The organism is Pseudoalteromonas sp. OANN1 (assembly GCF_024124685.1).
GTDB lineage: Bacteria > Pseudomonadota > Gammaproteobacteria > Enterobacterales > Alteromonadaceae > Pseudoalteromonas > Pseudoalteromonas piscicida.
This window is the reverse complement of sequence record NZ_JAMXSE010000020.1, coordinates 1-17744: the sequence shown is the minus strand read 5'-3', so window position 1 is coordinate 17744 and position 17744 is coordinate 1. Positions and strand designations below refer to the sequence as shown.

The following is a 17744-nucleotide window of genomic DNA, read 5'->3' as shown; positions in this document are numbered from 1 at the left end:
ACTCATTTGATTACAAGTTTTCTTTGAACAACTTGTATATACGACGGTATTCATCTAACCAACTTGATGGCTGTCTAAAGCCATGGGGTTCAACTGGATAAATCGCCGTTTCAAAGTCTTCCTTTTCTAGCTCAATCAGGCGTTGCACCAAACGTACAACGTCTTGGAAAAACACGTTATCATCAACCATAGGTGCATTGATCAGAAGCTTGTTTTTCAAACCTTCAGCATGATAGATAGGCGAACTGCGTTTGTATGCAATTGGGTCTACATCTGGGCGATTAAGAATATTTGAGGTGTACGGGTCATTGTAATAGGCCCAATCGGTGACTGGACGTAAAGCCGCGCCTGCTTGAAATAGATCTGGCTGAGTAAATAGCGCCATAAATGTCATAAAGCCGCCGTATGAACCACCATAAGTTCCTACAGCGCCACGATCAACATTAGCGTTGTTCACCATCCACTCGACACCGTCTGCCAAATCTTCGATTTCTGGTTTACCCATATGACGATAGATTGCCGTTCTCCAATCTCGGCCATAGCCCTTAGAGCCGCGATAGTCCATATCCATGACGACATAGCCTTCGCTCGCGAGGAGTGAATGGAACATAAACTCTCTAAAGTAGTTAGACCAACCCATATGAGAGTTCTGCAAATAACCCGCACCATGGTTAAAGATCACAGCCTTACGATTTTTACCTGTTTCGCCTTCTTGATAATCTGCCGGGTAATATACTTTTGCGTAGACAGGCTCATCTTGATGGCTTGAAGGAACCGCGACAATCTTAGGTGCAATTAGCTTCTTATTTAAAAACGCATCTGAGACCGTATTAGTGAGTCGTGACACCGCTGCTTTTGGCGCTGCATCCGCCACATAAAGCTCAGGAGGCATCATGATTTTTGAGTGAGTTAACAACAGCTTTTGCTCATCTGGGCTTAGCTGGTAATCAGTCAGGCCATCTAAATCAGTTAACTGCTCATCTTCACCGCTTGCTAAATTGACGCGATAAATTTCGTATAAACCTGGGTGATCTTTATTGGCTTTGTAATAAACAAATTGACTATCTTGGGTTAAGGTTGGTTCAGAAACCACAAACTTCCCTGAAGTCATTGCTTTTGCTTTGCCGTTAAGCGGCTTAACATAAAGCTGGCTATATCCAGTTTGCTCTGAAAGATAGTACAAAGCATCTTGGTTGTTTAACCAGCCAAAATCATTGTAGGTGTAATTGATCCAAGCATTGTCATGTAGGCGGTGCTGAGAAACGAATTGTTGTTTATCAAAATCAACAGTTGCTAACCATCTGTCTTTATTATCCCAAGCACCAAGCATCACTGCGACTTGAGAACCGTCACTATTCCATTGGATAGCGGATTGACTCCAGCCCCATGTGTCGATCAAGTTGATATCACGTGGTGTTTTTTCACTCTTATATGATTCACCTTTTGCCTTAGCATTTTCGCGTTTCACCTCGGCTAGTACATCTTCATCAAAGCCAGGCAAAGTATCATAGCTCAGCGTGACTTGTTCTGACTTTGCTAAATCAATGAAAATAACATCAGAACTCATTGGTTTAGTGTCTGCAACACGGCGGCGAGCTTTTACCGGATCAATGTCACCGTTTTGACTCACATAGTTAGGCATGATGTCAGAATCGGAACGACTTGGTTTATCATCTGTGATCACGGCGATTAACTTGTCACCTGTCGGTGCTAAGCTAACTGAGATAAGCGTTTTTCCTTTACCTAGATAAAACTGATTATCTTGGATGCTTGCGTTATTTGCTTCTATCTCTTGATTTCTTGCTTCTCGATCTTTGCTGTTTTTGAGCGTTAGCGCGACGAATTGAATCAGTTTGTGTTGCTGCTCAGCGATATATCCATTTGGCTCTTTCACCCCTTCAGGCTTATCCGCTAAATGTAACTTTACCAGTTCTTTAGTTAAGCCAGTGGCTAAATCGAATGCAAATAGCGCATTGCCTGAACGGTAAGCTAATCGGTTATCACTTAAGAATTGCGGTGCATACTCATAGTTTGAAGAATGAGTAACTTGTGTCATAGCGCCAGACTTCAGGTTTTTAACGAATATGTTGCCTTTAAATTCATAAGATTGTAGCGTCCGCTCTTTATTATAAATCGCGTTTGCAGCACCAACGGCATGCAAATCTGACAGCGAAACCGCTTCGCTTGTTTGTGCGCTACTGACTTTAAATAGATCTCTTAACTCTGAACCAGCTTGCTTACGCTTATAGAAAACGGCTTTGCTATCAGCTCCCCAGTACGCGCTTTCTGGTTGTCTTCCCAACCAATCAGGATGCGCCATTGCTTGTTTTAAGGTGATCTGCTCACCACCAAAATCAACGGGAGTAGCAACGACTTGTGGAACTGGCGAGTTGGATTCAACTTGTTGTGGTTTTGGGCTTACTTCTGTGGTTTGACAACCGGAAAGGAATAAACCTGAAGCGACTGCCATCGAGATAAGAGAGAGTTTCAACATGTGACTTTCTTATAATAGTTAAATTTGCTTAATTTAAGCAGAAAGCCAGCGGAATATCGACAGATTTAAGATTAAAAGCACGATGGGTGGGACAAAAAAAGGCCAGCATAGGGATGCTGGCCAAATACTCTCTGCGCTCACATAGTCGTTGATGGACAACGAGTATGAAATGAGGCCTATCCGCGCCTCACAATAGTAGACCGCACTATCAGAAAAGAGTTCCAAAAATAACAGTAAAAAAATTAAATTTTTTATATCTTCCCTGAGCTCTGTTACTAGGAATGAGTTAACTCAATAGTTATCAGAAGCTTAGGTTTTTAGTTAACAATGGACCTTTTTAGCTAGAAACAGTAGTACTAATTCAAAATTAATTGCTGAGCGGTTTCCATGACCCCTGGGTAGTCTGCTTCAGGCAAGATGTCAGCAAGCTCTGCCAGTGCTTCACCTAACTTATGCAGTGAGTCAGCTGACACGTTAATATGCCCCATTTTTCTGCCCGGTTTCGCATCTTTGCCATACCAGTGACTGGTTGTCCCTGAGACAGCAAGAACTTGCGATGGAATGTGACTTTGCCCTAACACATTTATCATCGCGGTTGGGCGAAGCAGGTTTGTATCACCAATCGGTAAACCGGCAACGGCACGAATATGGTTTTCAAACTGGCTTACATGGGCACCTTGTTGAGACCAATGTCCTGAGTTATGTACCCTAGGTGCTATTTCATTAACTAATAATTGACCTTCAACATCGAAAAACTCAATAGCAAGTACACCAACATAATCGAGTGCATTCGCAAGTTTCGCAAATGCGTCTTCCGCTTGCGCTTGAATATTGCCTTTCTCTTTCCCGGCAATTGATAGGGTCAGTACACCATTGGTATGCTGGTTTTCAGTCAACGGATAAATTTTACATTCACCATTTTTAGCGCGCACACCAATAATCGACACTTCACGGTCAAACGGTATCATTTTTTCAGCAACGATAGAGTGAGGCTGTGCTTCAGTGCCTGCTTGCAAAAACTCGGACATTTCGTCCCAAGTACTATCTATTTCAGACTCTGATTTTACTCGCCATTGCCCTTTCCCATCATAGCCTGCCTGACAGGTTTTAACGACCAACGGCATGCCTAATTCATCAATCGCTGTGAGAAAATGCGCTTTATCCGTAATGATTTTGAAAGGAGCACAAGGAACAGATGTTTTATCTAGTAGCGCTTTTTCTTTCGCGCGGTCACCACCGGTGGCGATTGCTTCTGCGCCAGGGTAGAACTTACCGCTTTGTTCGCAAAGCGCTAAAACATCATGTGGAATATGTTCAAATTCGGCAGTGATGGCATCAGCATTGTCAATGGCCTGCTGTAATGACTCTGGTGTTGTTGCAAAGGTAACGGGGTTTATTACCGTTTGACTGCCAACATCATAAGCCAACACTTTTATATCAAGATGAGTTGACGATAAGCTCATCATACGGGCTAATTGTCCCGCCCCTAAAACAAGAATATTCATGTTATTTCGCAGGATCTGGATTAGCTAGTACAGTTTCTGTTTGTTCTTTTCTGAACGCTTCTACTTTTGCAAAAATTTCTGGCTGCTGACAACCTAAAATTTGAGCTGCTAGCAAACCTGCGTTTGCAGCACCAGCGTCGCCAATCGCTAACGTACCTACCGCAACACCTTTAGGCATTTGGCAAATTGATAGCAATGAGTCCACGCCATTTAGCGTTTTTGATTTTACTGGAACGCCAAGTACAGGCAGACTTGTAAATGCTGCCGCCATACCTGGTAGGTGTGCAGCACCGCCAGCACCGGCAATGATAACTTTGATCCCACGTTCTGCTGCTGTCGAAGCATAATCCGCTAAAAGCTGTGGAGTACGGTGAGCTGAAACCACTTTAGTTTCATAATCAATACCAAATTTATCTAACATTTCAGCTGCATGTTGCATTGTAGGCCAATCTGATTTTGAGCCCATAATGATGCCAACGGTCATAATAATTCCTCGACTAATTTTGAACGATACAGGGCTAAGGTCCTTCACACCTTAGCTGCGGGCATTATACCTGAGTTCGTCTTTAATGCGAAGAATCAACTTATTGCAATTATCACGCGATGGCGTCCTGAGTTATTTAGACACCACCAATTCTTCAATACTTAATGCTTTCGCACGCTTAAAGTGAGAGAAAAACGTTTTAGGACCCATAATTAAACATAACACCGCCAGACCACCTGGGATCAGCACCATTTTTAAAGCTGGACCAAGAATATAGCTGTAAAAAAAGATAAAAGGGATGAACAGAATGTATCCGATGAATAAGCTCAAATATTGCATAACAACTCCTATTGAAATTTAATGAGCACGCTCAATCATGATAGTGAGCGCGCTCATTTTTTGCAAACTTTATCTCTTAAATAATCTGGAATTGTGCTACACTCTTTTCGCAAATAAAAAGGTAACCATATGAAAAAAAGAGAAATTACGTACAATAAAATTCTCAGTGCTAGTTGGCAACTTTTTCAAGACAATGGTTTTGAAAACACTACTACTCGGCAAATTGCCCAAGCAGCAAACGTGGCAACGGGAACGGTTTTCTCTCACTTCCCCACTAAGCTCGACATGCTCAAAGTCGCAATGCATAACCAAATAGATGAACTAATTAATGAAGCGAAAACATCAGATGAGCAACATAGTGCCAGCTTAAAGTTACGCCACTATGCAAAGTATTTATTTGCTTTTTATCTTAGCAATAGAGATTTCAGTAAGGAGCTGCTTTGTGGGATTATTTGGCATAGCGAATTCTTTACTGGACAACTCAATTTGTTCAAACACTTGTTATTCAGTGAGCAGGAATACAATGAGTTGAAAGCAACCGTTATGATGGATTGCTACTTTATGACCTTATTAGAAGGGTTAAGCAATGAGCATAGCTCTGTTGATCAGATGCTGCATTCCCTATCTCAGAAGCTGAAACTTATTAGCCAATAATCTGTATGATGTGTTCTTCATTGAATATTCATACGAATTTACTTGTGCTTTTGAACTTCTGACCATATAAAGCATCTAGGACTAGTGTAATAAGCAAGTGCTTGGGAAAAGTTACTTAGTTCCTTATTTTTGTCTAACGAGGTCAAAATGAAACGCGTCATCTTATTCCTTATCACTAACTTAGCAGTGATGCTTGTGTTAGGAATTGTGTTATCTATCTTAATGTCTGTATTTGGTATTTCTAGCCGAAGCTATACAGGCATTATGATTATTGCTGCCGTATTTGGATTCGGTGGTTCTTTTATCTCTCTTTACATGTCTAAGTGGATTGCAAAAAAATCTACAGGAGCCCATGTTATTGAGCAACCACGAAACGAAACTGAACATTGGTTAGTTTCTACTGTCGCAGAGCAAGCTAAAAAGGCAGGAATTGCAATGCCAGAAGTTGCGATTTACGACAGCCCTGAAATGAATGCGTTTGCAACCGGGCCGAGTAAAAATAACAGCTTAGTTGCTGTAAGTACTGGCCTACTCCACAACATGAGTCAGGATCAAGCAGAGGCAGTTCTTGCGCACGAAGTGTCGCACGTTGCAAATGGCGACATGGTTACACTTACCTTGATCCAAGGTGTTGTAAATACCTTTGTTATATTCTTCGCTAAAGTATTGGCGGGTATTGTTGACAACTTCTTGAATAGCGATGAAGAAGAGTCAGGTGGAAGCTGGACATATTTTATCTTTGATATGATATTCCAGATCCTCTTTGGTATTTTGGCTTCTGTTGTTGTCGCTTACTTTAGCCGTAAACGAGAATTCGCAGCTGATAAAGGTGCAGCGGATTTAGTCGGTGCGCAAAAAATGCGTTCAGCACTAGAGCGTTTGAAGCACAACCATGAATCGCAATTAGAAGGCTCAATGATGGCTTTTGGTATTGCTTCAGGTAAGTCTATTGCAGACTTCTTTGCGTCTCACCCGCCACTTGATGAAAGAATTCGAGCACTTTCGTAACTCTTTTCACATTCATACTAGGGCAACGATTAGTTGCCCTTTTTTATAGTTCAATTTTATACAGATTATTTCCAACAGCGCTAAACCCTAAACGCTTGAGTAGGTTTAATGAACGGTGATTAGCAGCCGATACATGCGCCAGAATCACATTGAGCCTAAATTCAATCTGGCTTTTGTTTGCAAATAGACAACGTAAAGCTTCAAACATCACGCCTTTACCCCAATAATCAGGCAGTAATTCATAGCCAATATGTAGGCCCTCAATATCACCGTCTTCGTGATAGAAACCAATACAACCAATCACCGCTTTAGTGTTTTTACACACAAGACAAAAGCGTCCACCTCTACCTTCATATTGACGCTCAATATCCATTTGGATCATGCATTTAAGGTCTACTTCAGTGAGGTTATCACCGTAATCGTTATACACTTTTACCTGCGGTAAATTAAGTAGCGCCAATAACTGCGGATTATCTTTGTGCCTTATAGGCCTGATGACTAGCCTTGGTGTTTCAAATTCCATAAAATGCTCAGGTCTATGTTTCTGCCGCAATGGTAGCACTTATTGCAGCAAATACACCTTTCAATATTATGATCGCTTGCATTGCTTTATAATTTAGCATTTTTGGAGAATGAATATGAGTCAAGAGTTCACCGTTATCCCCCCAACGACAAAGGTTTACTGCCCACAAAGAGGTGAAGGCTGGACGTTAACGGGCATTACAGGGATCGATGAAAACGCATCAGTGATGTTCTCTGGCGTACGCTATACCATCTCAGCAAAAGAAATCGTTGAGTCATTATTACCAAACTTTAAAAATAGGCAAGAATCAAATAATTAATACTTTTTAATTATTTTACTGTTGTAAAAGTGTAAATTATGATCAATTATAGCGCTAGATTGCAAAGTCAATAATGGAAGCGCCCGCCTTAAAGGATTAAGTCATCGCATTGAGTTGGACTTAATTGCGAAGACATTGCTTTGTGTTGTTTTAAGTTACAGGACGTAAACTTTTTAGGGTTCCTGCTATGTTAAAAGCATCACTCACAACACTTGGTTTAATCTCAACATTACTTTCCACATACACCTATGCAGATAGTTGCCCAGGTCAGGTTTTTGGTATTAACGCTGGCCGCGGCGATATTGGTATTTTGTTTGGCCTAGATGAAGGTGCAGGACAAGCCAGCGCCAATAGTTTAGCCGCTTTTAGTTCGGCTGCACTCGCCTATGATACTAGCAGTGCACGTTGGTACTATGCATCCGCACCAAGGCCAATCGACTATAAAGTTGATACCAGTCATCTAAACTTACCAGCTGACGCAGATATTCCCATTGAAGGTAAAAAACATCGCTATATTCAACTAGCATACTTTGATGGAACCTCTCATACCATTGTCGGTAGAACGGCTTATTTGGTGGGATTGGCATATGACAGCACAAACGATAGACTCATTGGAACGAGTTACGATTCTATTTACAGCATAGATAAAAACACAGGCGACGCAACTAAGCTCTCGGATCTCCCCTCATTGGCGGGAAAATACCGCGGCGATCTTGAGTTTTATAATGGTCGCTTAATCCTAGTCACTAGTGCAGCCGTTTACCAAGTTAATACCAATGACTTTTCTGTGACTAAATTATCTGATCACGACTTAACTGCCGTTACAGGGGCAAGCCTTAATAGTAACGGAGAGCTTATTATCAGTCGCGTTATCATTAATGACGCCGGACACACCAACAAAAGCGCGATTTATAAGCTAAACCCTGATACAGGAAGCACCTGTTATATCAATACATTACCAATACGAGTAAATGACCTCGCATATAACCCAAATGGTAGCAGTACATGCTATACCGTTTCTGGTTGCGGCGGCACACCAACCCCTCCTTCGCCACCGTCTTTTACGTTAACGAGTATTGAAAACACGGTTTATGAAGGAAGTACCCTTAGCTATCAAATTACCTTAAGTAAGGCCTTCGAGCAGGACGTCAGCTTTTCAGTAGCGGTCAATGATGTGACAACGCAATCAAATGACTACGTAGCACCATCTACTTCATTGGTAATACCTGCGGGCAGCACAACTGCTACCATTCAAATAGCAACAATAGACGATGCTGAGTACACTGGCGATCGGGAACTCTCTTTGAGCGTAACAGGCGTGAGCAATACCTCAGGCAGTGAAACCCTATCGGGAAACATACTCGACAATGAAACTGCATGTGTGCCTGACAATTACATGCGGATCAATTACGCGTTCGTCAGAGAAGACTCATTATTCAATAATGACTGGGGTATTAAAGTAAATGGCCAGTATATTAAATTGCTTGATGAATACGGAAGTGCCGGCAGCTATGACATCCTTCAAGGACAATCCTTTACCTATGTGCTCGCTATTGATGGTAACAGCAATACACTATCAACCAAGTACCAAGTCTCAGGTACCAACCAACGTTGGGAAGATCAAAACGATAATGATTACAATGACTTTGAGGTCAGTGTGACAACGCAAACGATTCAAAAAGGTTGTAACTAACAGACTCAACGCGGCTTACTACTTTTAGAAGCCGCTTTATTTAGTTCTAACTGGTGCCTGATTTAAGCTCAAACAACTCTAGTAACGCTGAGCGAAGCTGTAGCTTTGGTGTGCCCTCACTGTAAGGCGCTGTTGCAAGCAGCGGACAGTCTAGGCGAAGCTTTAAACTTTCAAGGTTTTCTTCAAATACAGACATCTCAGGGTCAATCTGATTTGCTATCCACCCCACCAAATTCAACCCTTTTTGCTTGATAGACTCTGCCGTTAAAAACGCATGATTCAAACAGCCTAGCTTCATGCCAACCACTAAAATAACGGGAAGTTGTTCTCTGGCGACCCAATCATACAGATATTCATTATCGTTAATGGGCAGTGCCCAGCCACCTGCACCTTCACATAATATATACTCAGCGCCCAGTTGCTGAATTTCACTAAAGCGCTCGTGTAGCTTATCGACTGTAATGTCAACATTCACCTGTTTGGCTGCAATATGCGGCGCAATTGGTGGTGCAAAACAAAATGGGTTAACTTGCTCGTAAGTCCCGTGCACCGTCGCAGCTTCCATTAAACTGATAGCATCAACGTTCACTAGTTCACCAAATGCCTCTTCAGCATCTGCCGCAATCGGCTTAAAGCCAAAAGCCTTTTTGCCGTGCTTGGCTAACAGTTTCAGTAATAGAGTAGAAATATAAGTTTTACCTACTTCAGTGTCGGTCCCAGTTACAAAATATGCTTGATTCATTTCCTTAACTCCAAAAATCCGACTTGATAACTTACATCAAAACCAGTTTCACTCTCAGGGTAACTGCTCAGCAGCTGAGCGTAGGCTGATTTTCCTAACAAACCTTGTCGACGAGAAGCGGTTTTTACATCGTTGGCACCGATATTTTTTACCGAGCGCAACGCCTTTAATGGCGTGTCATAACTATCAATCAATAACGCTTCATCCGCCCACGTCACAGCAAATCCGGCCTGTAGCGCAAAGGATTTAAGTGCAGACAGCGAATAAAATGAATTGATATGGCCACACTGATCGATGGCTCGCCATGCGCTATCGATTTCGTTTAACGAGCCGTCTAGCACTGAGCTTAGCAACACTCGTCCTTCTTTTTTTAGTACTTCATACAATTGCGCAAACAACGCTTGTGGGGAATTAGACCACTGAATTGCAAAATTACTAAAGACTAAGTCGATACAATTTGACTGAATAGCGAGTTTATCCATATCACAGCAAACACTATTTGTCGTATTTTCAGCGCTTGCCAACATCGCCAAGCTAAGATCCGCTCCAACATAATGATTCGTGAAGGCGTTTAATCTATGAAAGTTTTCATGTGGCCCGCATCCTAAATCGAGCAACCGAGGAAACATACGCACAGCACCTAGCTCGCTATTTTGCTGTGTTAAACGTGAAAAGAGTACATCTGCGGCCTGTTTTTGCACGTTAGCGTGTTGAGAGTATGATTGCGCGGCTTTTGAAAAGCACTTTGCTGTTTGCGTCTTTTGTGCTCTGCTCATGCTCCCTCCACTAAGGCCGAAACTAATTTATCTAGATCTTCGTGACTGTGCTGTGCCGTTATTGTTATTCGCAATCGTGCAGTATTTTGCGGCACCGTTGGTGGCCTAATAGCCCCAACCCAAAGTCCCTTTTCCTTAAGTTTATGTTGCGCCGCTAATACATTTTCACTGCTACCATACACAAGAGGCTGTATGGCCGTATCACTTGGAATGGGAGATAAGCAGGTTTGTGCAACTAACGACTTAAAATAGTCGATGTTTACTTGTAATTTGTGTCTCGCTTCAGATGCAGCAAGCAATTTATTCAGTTGGCATAATGCAACGCTTGCCATAATAGGCGACAACGCCGTTGTATAGATAAACTCACGATTAAATTGCGTCATGTAATTTATTACATCATGACTCGCTAATACCGCAGCTCCTTGACAGCCCATCGCTTTGCCAAAGGTGATCACCAAAATTTCAGGTTTAATGCCGCTTTCAATCGTACCAAGTCCTTGCGCTCCCACAACGCCAAACGCATGAGCGTCGTCGACCATGAGCCACGCAGAATGAGACTTAGCCAGCACACTGATTTCAGATACTGGCGCTTTGTCTCCATCCATAGAAAACACCCCTTCAGTCACGATGAGTTTACTGTCGGCTTTGGTTTTTTCTAATCGAGACCTTAAGTGCGTCAAATCATTATGATTAAAGCGAACAAACTTAGCGCTGCCCGCTAAACCACCGTCTAACAGGCTGGCGTGGTTGAGCTTATCTTGAAATACCGCAGCGCTTAATTGCTTTTCTTGAGGCGTGAACAATGTTTTTAACACACTGGTATTTGCAGCAAAACCGCTTGGAAATAACAGTGCTGCATCATAACCCAAAACGCTGCAAAGCTTATCTTCTAGCTGACGGTGAATATCAAGATAACCCGTAACAAGCGCCGAACTTCTGCTTCCGGCTTCAGTGCATGCGAGCGTGTTAAACTCCAACGAGTCTGCAAGTCCCAGGTAGTCATTGCTGGCAAAGTTAATATATTGCTGATCAGCAATTTTTATTCTACTTGCAGAGGCCTTTTCAACCACAATGCGTTTTCTTAGCAACCCTTCAGCGTGACGAGCTGCTAAGGCAGATTGAATATACTCAAACGACATTGATTAGTTGGCTTCGTAAAATAGCTCTGATGTCGCTTTGTCTGCAATTGCAGAGCTTAACGATGCCTCATAGGCCTCATCCGAATAATCTTCACGTTTTTCAGGGTTCATCCCAAGTTTTCTGATGAGATTCATATCGGCGTCTGCTTCTGGGTTTTCCGTGGTTAATAGCTTATCACCATAGAAAATTGAGTTAGCGCCAGCGAAGAAACACATAGACTGCATCTGTTCATTCATTGCCGTTCTACCTGCAGATAAACGCACGTAACTGTGTGGCATCATGATACGCGCAACCGCGATAGTACGGATAAATTCAAAGTGATCGAGGTCATCAACATTTTCAAGTGGCGTGCCTTTAACTTTAACAAGCATGTTAATCGGTACACTTTCTGGTTGTTTTGGCAGGTTTGCTAATTGGATCAGCAAGCCATAACGATCAGATGCCTGCTCTCCCATTCCCACAATACCACCAGAACACACTTTCATTCCTGCATCTCTGACGTGATCAAGGGTATCGAGTCTGTCTTGGTAAGTTCTTGTCGTGATAATTTGTTCGTAGTATTCAGGCGAGGTGTCCAAATTATGGTTGTAATAATCAAGGCCAGCTTCTCTTAGCGTGTGCGCTTTTTGATTATCCAGCTTACCCAAAGTCATACAGGTTTCTAGGCCTAGCTCTTTAACTTCTTTCACCATTTTGGCGATGTAAGGCATATCTCTGTCTTTTGGATCAGACCAAGCGGCACCCATACAAAAACGCGTCGCGCCCTTTTCTTTCGCCAACTTAGCTTGAGTTACAACCTTTTCCACTTCCATCAAACGCTCACGTTCAAGATCCGTTTTGTAATGACCTGACTGTGGGCAGTATTTGCAATCTTCAGGACAGGCACCCGTTTTGATAGACAGCAAAGTGGAGATTTGAACTTCATTGGGATTGAAGTTTTTGCGGTGAATACTTGCTGCATAAAAAAGTAAGTCGTTAAAAGGCATGGTGAACAGTGTTTTTACTTCTTCATGTGTCCAATCGTGTCTTAGCGCGCCTAATTCCATATTTTCATTCTCTTTTTATTCTTGCCTAAATTTACAACACGAGTATTTTCTAGTGATTAAATTTAGCGCAGTCAAACTGACGGTGATTGGCTTAGTCTACTTCTTAGCTTAGTATTGTCAACGTTACATGCGCCCACAAGGTTTACAAATGAGCAATAAACAAACAATCGATATTGAATTTGATCGCAAGCATATATGGCACCCCTATACATCAATGATTGACCCTCTGCCCGTCTATCCAGCCGCAAGAACATTCGAGAACAAAATTGAGCTTGAAACTGGCGAAACTCTCATTGACGGTATGGCATCCTGGTGGAGTGCTGTGCATGGTTATGGTAATCCAGAAATAATCGCTGCGATAAAAAATCAAGCGGACACGATGAGCCATGTCATGTTCGGAGGACTAACTCATCAGCCTGCCGTGGAGTTATGCAAACTACTCGTGGAGCTAACCCCAGCTCCACTTAATCGAGTATTCCTAGCCGACGGTGGCTCGGTCAGTGTTGAGGTTGCAATCAAAATGGCGATCCAATATTGGTTGAGTAAAGGCAAAAAGAATAAAACGCAAATAATGACAGCCAAAAAAGGTTATCACGGAGATACATTCGCGGCGATGAGCGTTTGCGATCCTGTGAATTCGATGCATGCCATGTACCAAGGCTTTTTACCTGAGCAGGTGTTTGTCGATGCCCCTAGAAGTGAGTTTTACGGCAGCCAAAGTCAAGATGAACTTAGCGCGTTAGAAACCGCATTTGCTGCTCATCATGAAAAGGTCGCGGCATTTATCATCGAACCGATAGTACAAAATGCGGGCGGCATGAACTTCTACCACCCAGAATATCTCAAGGCGCTTCGAGCGCTATGCGATAAGTATGAGGTGCTACTGATTTTAGATGAAATTGCGACTGGATTTGGCCGTACAGGTAAAATGTTTGCCTGTGAACATGCAGATATCGCACCGAACATTATGTGTGTTGGTAAAGCACTTACTGGCGGAAATATGACGCTCGCGGCCACTTTAGCAACAGAAGAAGTGGCTTTGGGTATTAGCCAAGGCGAAGCGAAAGTGTTAATGCACGGACCAACTTTTATGGGAAATCCGCTGGCATGTGCCGCCGCTGTAGCTAGTCTCACAATCTTAAAGCGCCAAGAAACAATGACCAATATTGAACGAGTCGCGAGCTCGCTTAACGCACTCAAGCGCTGTCTTGATCTAAGTGCAGTCACAGATGTTAGAGTCCTTGGTGCGATTGGCGTGGTGGAAGTAGAAAGGGTTGTTGATGTTGCAAAAATCCAAAAATTCTTCATTCAACAAGGTGTATGGATTAGACCTTTTGGCAAGCTAATTTATATTATGCCGCCTTATATCACCTCAAATGAAGATATTGAATCACTCATTGACGCGATTTACGCTGCCATTGAAGGCGAACACTTCTAAAATGCATTAAATTTGGAATTAGGTCTGTTTTTTGACCTAATTCCGACAATGTAACCTAAAACGATGGCGCATAATCAACAAAATTGCGCTATTTCGAACTTTCCTCGCTTTGTACCTGAAATGATATCAATGGCATGTTACCATGGTCGTTTTTATTATTAGCAAGTGAGAGAAGAGACAAATTAGATATGCAGCAAACCGTCAAATTGCAGCCAGCTGAAGCTTACCAGCCCCCTCGTTTTACAGTTTACCAACACCGCCAAATCGATAAGATAGAGCAACTGGATAAACTGCCTGAACACCTTCGCTTTCAAATGAAAGTCGTCGCCAATGTATTCCCTTTTCGCGTTAATAACTTTGTGATTGAAGAGCTCATCGATTGGGATAAAGTGCCCAACGACCCCGTTTTTCAATTAACTTTCCCACAGCGTGGCATGCTAGATGACGAGTCATACGAGCAAATGGCCAACTTGTTAAGTCGCGAACATACACCAGAAGAAGTGTTTAACCTTGCCACCAAAATTCGTCTAAAGTTAAACCCGCACCCCGCGGGTCAAATGGAAAAAAATGTTCCTGAGTATGAAGGTGAACGCGTAGACGGCATCCAGCACAAATATAAAGAAACAGTGTTGTTTTTCCCGTCTCAAGGACAATACTGCCACTCGTATTGCACTTTCTGCTTCCGCTGGGCGCAGTTTGTTGGCAAAGCTACCCGATTTAACAATAACGACGCCGAGCTACTCCACAATTACCTAGCCGAACACACTGAAGTGACCGATCTATTGATGACTGGTGGCGATCCTATGGTAATGCGCACCGTTAAATTGCGTAAATACCTTGAGGCACTAAAAGAACCAAGGTTTGACCATATCCGTACCATCAGGATAGGAACTAAATCTCTCACTTTTTGGCCGTTTAGATACGTCACCGATCCGGACGCGCAAGAGTTGTTAACCTTATTAAAAGAGTTGGTTGATGCCGGAAAGCATGTATCAATTATGGCGCACGTTAATCACAAACAAGAACTGCGTACTGAAGTCACACGTGAAGCGATTAAACTTATCCGCAAAACTGGTGCACAGATCAGAACACAAGCACCGCTTTTAAATAATATAAACGTAGACGCTGATATGTGGGCTGACATGTGGAAAGAGCAAACACAGCTTGGCATGATCCCCTACTACATGTTTATCGAGCGAGATACCGGCGCTAAGCGTTACTTTGAAATCCCGTTACATAAAACGTGGGAAACTTTCCGTGAAGCTTATAAGCAAGTCTCCGGTGTGAGTCGTACAGTTAGAGGACCATCAATGAGTGCGGGTCCTGGAAAAGTTGAAGTGTCTGGCGTAACCGAAGTCGCGGGTGAAAAAGTATTTGTGCTGCGCTTTATTCAAGCACGAAATCCAGACTGGGTACAGCGTCCGTTCTTTGCCAAGTTCGACGAAAATGCCCACTGGCTGGATGACTTAAAGCCAGCATTTGGGGAAGAAAAATTCTTCTGGCAGGACGAGTACGACGCCATGTAAATGTGAAAATATCAAAAAGCCAGCAAATTGCTGGCTTTTATTTGGCGCATTTAAACTGTATCTATCAGATTTGATTGCTAGAGCTTAATCACTCTGAAATCGTTTGTTATATTTTTACCCATCATCTGCCGGAAGCTTAAACATGGAGACGATTTCACAAGCATCTTTAAATCCTTGAACAAAAAAGACATTTGATGCCTGATTTTCCAATGAGTGACCATAGTAGTCCTTAAAAAAATCATACATCCATTTATTTTCACCGTGAGAATTGAACTTACCATTTGATACATGATTAAAGAGTTTATTGCTCTTTACCTTGAACATCGCAGCAGGCAAGAAATACTCAAATAGCTCCACCCTCTTACTTTCTGGTAAAGCTGCGGAACAAAAGCTGATATAGCTAAATGCTCGCTCGATTTCACGGCTGTTCATAGTTAAACGATTCGTATGACACAACTCAACAAACATTTCTTTTACTCGAGAAGACTTATTTTCGTCGAATTCTAATGCAATCTCAAATTCAGACATAAAACTATCAAACAAAATCTCATAAGACCGAGAGGTACTATCAATTGAAGGTAATTTAGCTTCAATATGAATAAACTTCTCTAAGTACTTCAGTGAATCCTCAGGATCGACACCGTAAACACTAGATATTATTTTTGATAACTGCGCTTTGTTATAGGAAACGACAAAAATAACATTTTTGGCAGGAAAAAGATGTTTTACCTTTTCCAAGACTTCCACTGCGAAATTAGGTCTACAACGATCTAGTTCATCGATGAAAAACACTACTTTTTCGTTGTTTTCACAGACACTTTCTAAAGCTGAAACATATGATTCAATGTTGGATTTTGCGTTTTGGTAAGCTTTAAATTTTTCGTTTAAATCTAGTTCCAAGGTTCCGAACGTCGCTGATTGAAAAGCTTTGTTTGTTAGCTTTTCTAGGTCTGAATTCTGAATAACACCTGCTGTTAATGCTTTAAGACCAAGGTTCGTTCCTAATTTTACAAGCTCTACGGCTGTATTTTTAGTCACTGATTTTAAATGTTCAATTTGCTTATGTACTTTGGGGCTTTTTCCTTTAGCCTCAAACTTTTTCTCCACTTCAAAAGCAATAGTCGCCCCAATTGATAAGAAAGTATCGCTAGAAAAATCATTTGCGAAAGCATCGTAGTAGATAGGAATCAAATTGCTCGTACTTTCTAGATCACGAATGAGCTGATGGATAAATGATGTTTTACCCTCACCCCAGCTGGCATCTATAGCTAATACAAAACCTTCGCTTGTATTAAGGAAAATATTTGTCAGGTTTTGTGCAAACTCTCCTCGCTCGAAGAGATATTGGCTTTCATCATTTATTCTTTGAGATTGATGCTCAATCGCTAGTTTCATCACTTCCCCGATCTTGGTTAAAAATATAACGCCTTGTTAAGGTAGCAAATCGATGAGGTAGCAAATTACAAATCGCTGATACAAATCGCTGATGATACAAATCGCTGACACCCACCTCTAATTTGCACCTTCCTAAGATACCACCTAAGCTTTAGCTCTGCACTCAATGGATTGAGGAAACCAAACTATGGCTACTGCCCGTAAAAGACAAATCAGTTTAACCGACACCAAATACTACCACTGTATCTCCCGTTGCGTAAGGCGTGCTTTTCTCTGTGGTGAAGATAAATTTACAGGCAAATCATACGAACACCGCCGGGATTGGGTTGAGGAAAAGCTCTCGATGTTGGGCTCCGTGTTTTGTATTGATATTTGTGCTTATGCCGTGATGAGTAATCACACCCACATTGTTTTATATGTTGATGATAAAAAGGCTAGGCGCCTGTCGGATAAAGCAGTTGTGATACGGTGGCACAAGCTGTTTAAAGGTAATTGGATAAGCCAAAAATTTATTGAAAGAGAGCCTCTCAGCGAGTCGGAGCAATTGATACTCGATGAGCTAGTTGATAAGTACAGAGAAAGGCTCGCAGATATTAGTTGGTTTATGCGGGTACTTAACGAAGACATCGCCCGCCGCGCAAATAAAGAAGATAATTGTACAG

16 protein-coding genes and 1 pseudogene are annotated in these 17744 nt (G+C 42.1%); 7 read left to right on the top strand and 10 right to left on the bottom strand.

The window, feature by feature from the left end:
* Positions 1–10: 10 nt before the first annotated feature.
* The 4 genes from NH462_RS15980 to NH462_RS15965 form a co-directional block, all read right to left on the bottom strand.
* A complete protein-coding gene (locus NH462_RS15980; RefSeq protein ID WP_253106605.1) occupies positions 11–2494 on the bottom strand; it encodes a prolyl oligopeptidase family serine peptidase in 2484 nt (827 codons plus the stop codon).
* A gap of 356 nt (positions 2495–2850) precedes the next feature.
* Positions 2851–3999: a 5-(carboxyamino)imidazole ribonucleotide synthase gene (locus tag NH462_RS15975; RefSeq protein WP_253106603.1), complete on the bottom strand. Its 1149-nt coding sequence runs from the start codon at positions 3997–3999 to the stop codon at positions 2851–2853.
* Between the two features lies 1 nt (position 4000).
* Positions 4001–4483 (bottom strand): 5-(carboxyamino)imidazole ribonucleotide mutase, encoded by a 483-nt coding sequence (purE, locus tag NH462_RS15970; RefSeq protein WP_010372883.1) that lies wholly within the window; start codon positions 4481–4483, stop codon positions 4001–4003.
* Between the two features lie 132 nt (positions 4484–4615).
* Positions 4616–4822, bottom strand: coding sequence for a hypothetical protein (locus NH462_RS15965; RefSeq protein WP_039495859.1), 207 nt, complete (start codon positions 4820–4822; stop codon positions 4616–4618).
* Between the two features lie 129 nt (positions 4823–4951).
* Here NH462_RS15965 and NH462_RS15960 point away from each other — a divergent pair, with 129 nt between their 5' ends.
* Together NH462_RS15960 and htpX are read left to right on the top strand one after the other, a co-directional pair.
* Complete coding sequence (locus NH462_RS15960) at positions 4952–5476, top strand: TetR/AcrR family transcriptional regulator (RefSeq protein WP_253106601.1); 525 nt, start codon at positions 4952–4954, stop codon at positions 5474–5476.
* Positions 5477–5623: 147 nt separating this feature from the next.
* A complete protein-coding gene (gene htpX, locus NH462_RS15955) occupies positions 5624–6484 on the top strand; it encodes a protease HtpX (protein WP_253106599.1) in 861 nt (286 codons plus the stop codon).
* Positions 6485–6527: 43 nt separating this feature from the next.
* Here the strand turns inward: htpX and NH462_RS15950 are convergent, their stop codons facing one another.
* Positions 6528–7007 carry a GNAT family N-acetyltransferase gene (locus NH462_RS15950; protein WP_253106596.1) on the bottom strand — a complete coding sequence of 160 codons (480 nt, stop codon included), beginning with the start codon at positions 7005–7007 and terminating at the stop codon, positions 6528–6530.
* Positions 7008–7122: 115 nt separating this feature from the next.
* On the opposite strand from NH462_RS15950, the gene NH462_RS15945 reads away from it, so the two are divergent.
* Together NH462_RS15945 and NH462_RS15940 are read left to right on the top strand one after the other, a co-directional pair.
* Entirely contained in the window at positions 7123–7326 is a 204-nt protein-coding gene (locus tag NH462_RS15945) for a hypothetical protein (RefSeq protein ID WP_130164073.1), read from the top strand.
* Positions 7327–7513: 187 nt separating this feature from the next.
* A complete protein-coding gene (locus NH462_RS15940; RefSeq protein ID WP_253106594.1) occupies positions 7514–9019 on the top strand; it encodes a hemolysin in 1506 nt (501 codons plus the stop codon).
* Positions 9020–9065: 46 nt separating this feature from the next.
* Here the strand turns inward: NH462_RS15940 and bioD are convergent, their stop codons facing one another.
* Genes bioD through bioB form a run of 4 tightly spaced genes read right to left on the bottom strand, consistent with a single transcriptional unit; the run spans position 9066 to position 12723 of the window.
* Positions 9066–9761 (bottom strand): dethiobiotin synthase, encoded by a 696-nt coding sequence (gene bioD, locus NH462_RS15935; RefSeq protein ID WP_253106592.1) that lies wholly within the window; start codon positions 9759–9761, stop codon positions 9066–9068.
* Positions 9758–10537: a methyltransferase domain-containing protein gene (locus NH462_RS15930; protein WP_253106591.1), complete on the bottom strand. Its 780-nt coding sequence runs from the start codon at positions 10535–10537 to the stop codon at positions 9758–9760. Before NH462_RS15930 ends, bioD begins: the two co-directional genes overlap by 4 nt.
* Positions 10534–11676, bottom strand: a complete 1143-nt coding sequence (locus NH462_RS15925; protein WP_253106590.1) for an 8-amino-7-oxononanoate synthase — start codon at positions 11674–11676, stop codon at positions 10534–10536. The genes NH462_RS15930 and NH462_RS15925 overlap by 4 nt, the downstream gene beginning before the upstream one ends.
* A 3-nt stretch (positions 11677–11679) precedes the next feature.
* Positions 11680–12723 carry a biotin synthase BioB gene (gene bioB / locus NH462_RS15920; protein ID WP_010379433.1) on the bottom strand — a complete coding sequence of 348 codons (1044 nt, stop codon included), beginning with the start codon at positions 12721–12723 and terminating at the stop codon, positions 11680–11682.
* Between the two features lie 148 nt (positions 12724–12871).
* Between bioB and bioA the strand changes: the two genes are divergently transcribed.
* Together bioA and NH462_RS15910 are read left to right on the top strand one after the other, a co-directional pair.
* Positions 12872–14161: an adenosylmethionine--8-amino-7-oxononanoate transaminase gene (gene bioA / locus NH462_RS15915; protein WP_253106589.1), complete on the top strand. Its 1290-nt coding sequence runs from the start codon at positions 12872–12874 to the stop codon at positions 14159–14161.
* A 188-nt stretch (positions 14162–14349) separates the two neighbouring features.
* The gene (locus tag NH462_RS15910; protein WP_253106586.1) at positions 14350–15687 is read left to right on the top strand and encodes a lysine 2,3-aminomutase; all 1338 of its coding nucleotides are present in this window, start codon (positions 14350–14352) and stop codon (positions 15685–15687) included.
* 114 nt (positions 15688–15801) lie between these two features.
* Here NH462_RS15910 and NH462_RS15905 read toward each other — a convergent pair whose 3' ends face one another.
* Positions 15802–17082 carry a P-loop NTPase fold protein gene (locus NH462_RS15905; RefSeq protein ID WP_253106584.1) on the bottom strand — a complete coding sequence of 427 codons (1281 nt, stop codon included), beginning with the start codon at positions 17080–17082 and terminating at the stop codon, positions 15802–15804.
* 187 nt (positions 17083–17269) lie between these two features.
* On the opposite strand from NH462_RS15905, the pseudogene NH462_RS15900 reads away from it, so the two are divergent.
* Positions 17270–17744 (top strand): annotated as a pseudogene (locus tag NH462_RS15900) (transposase); the annotation flags it as partial.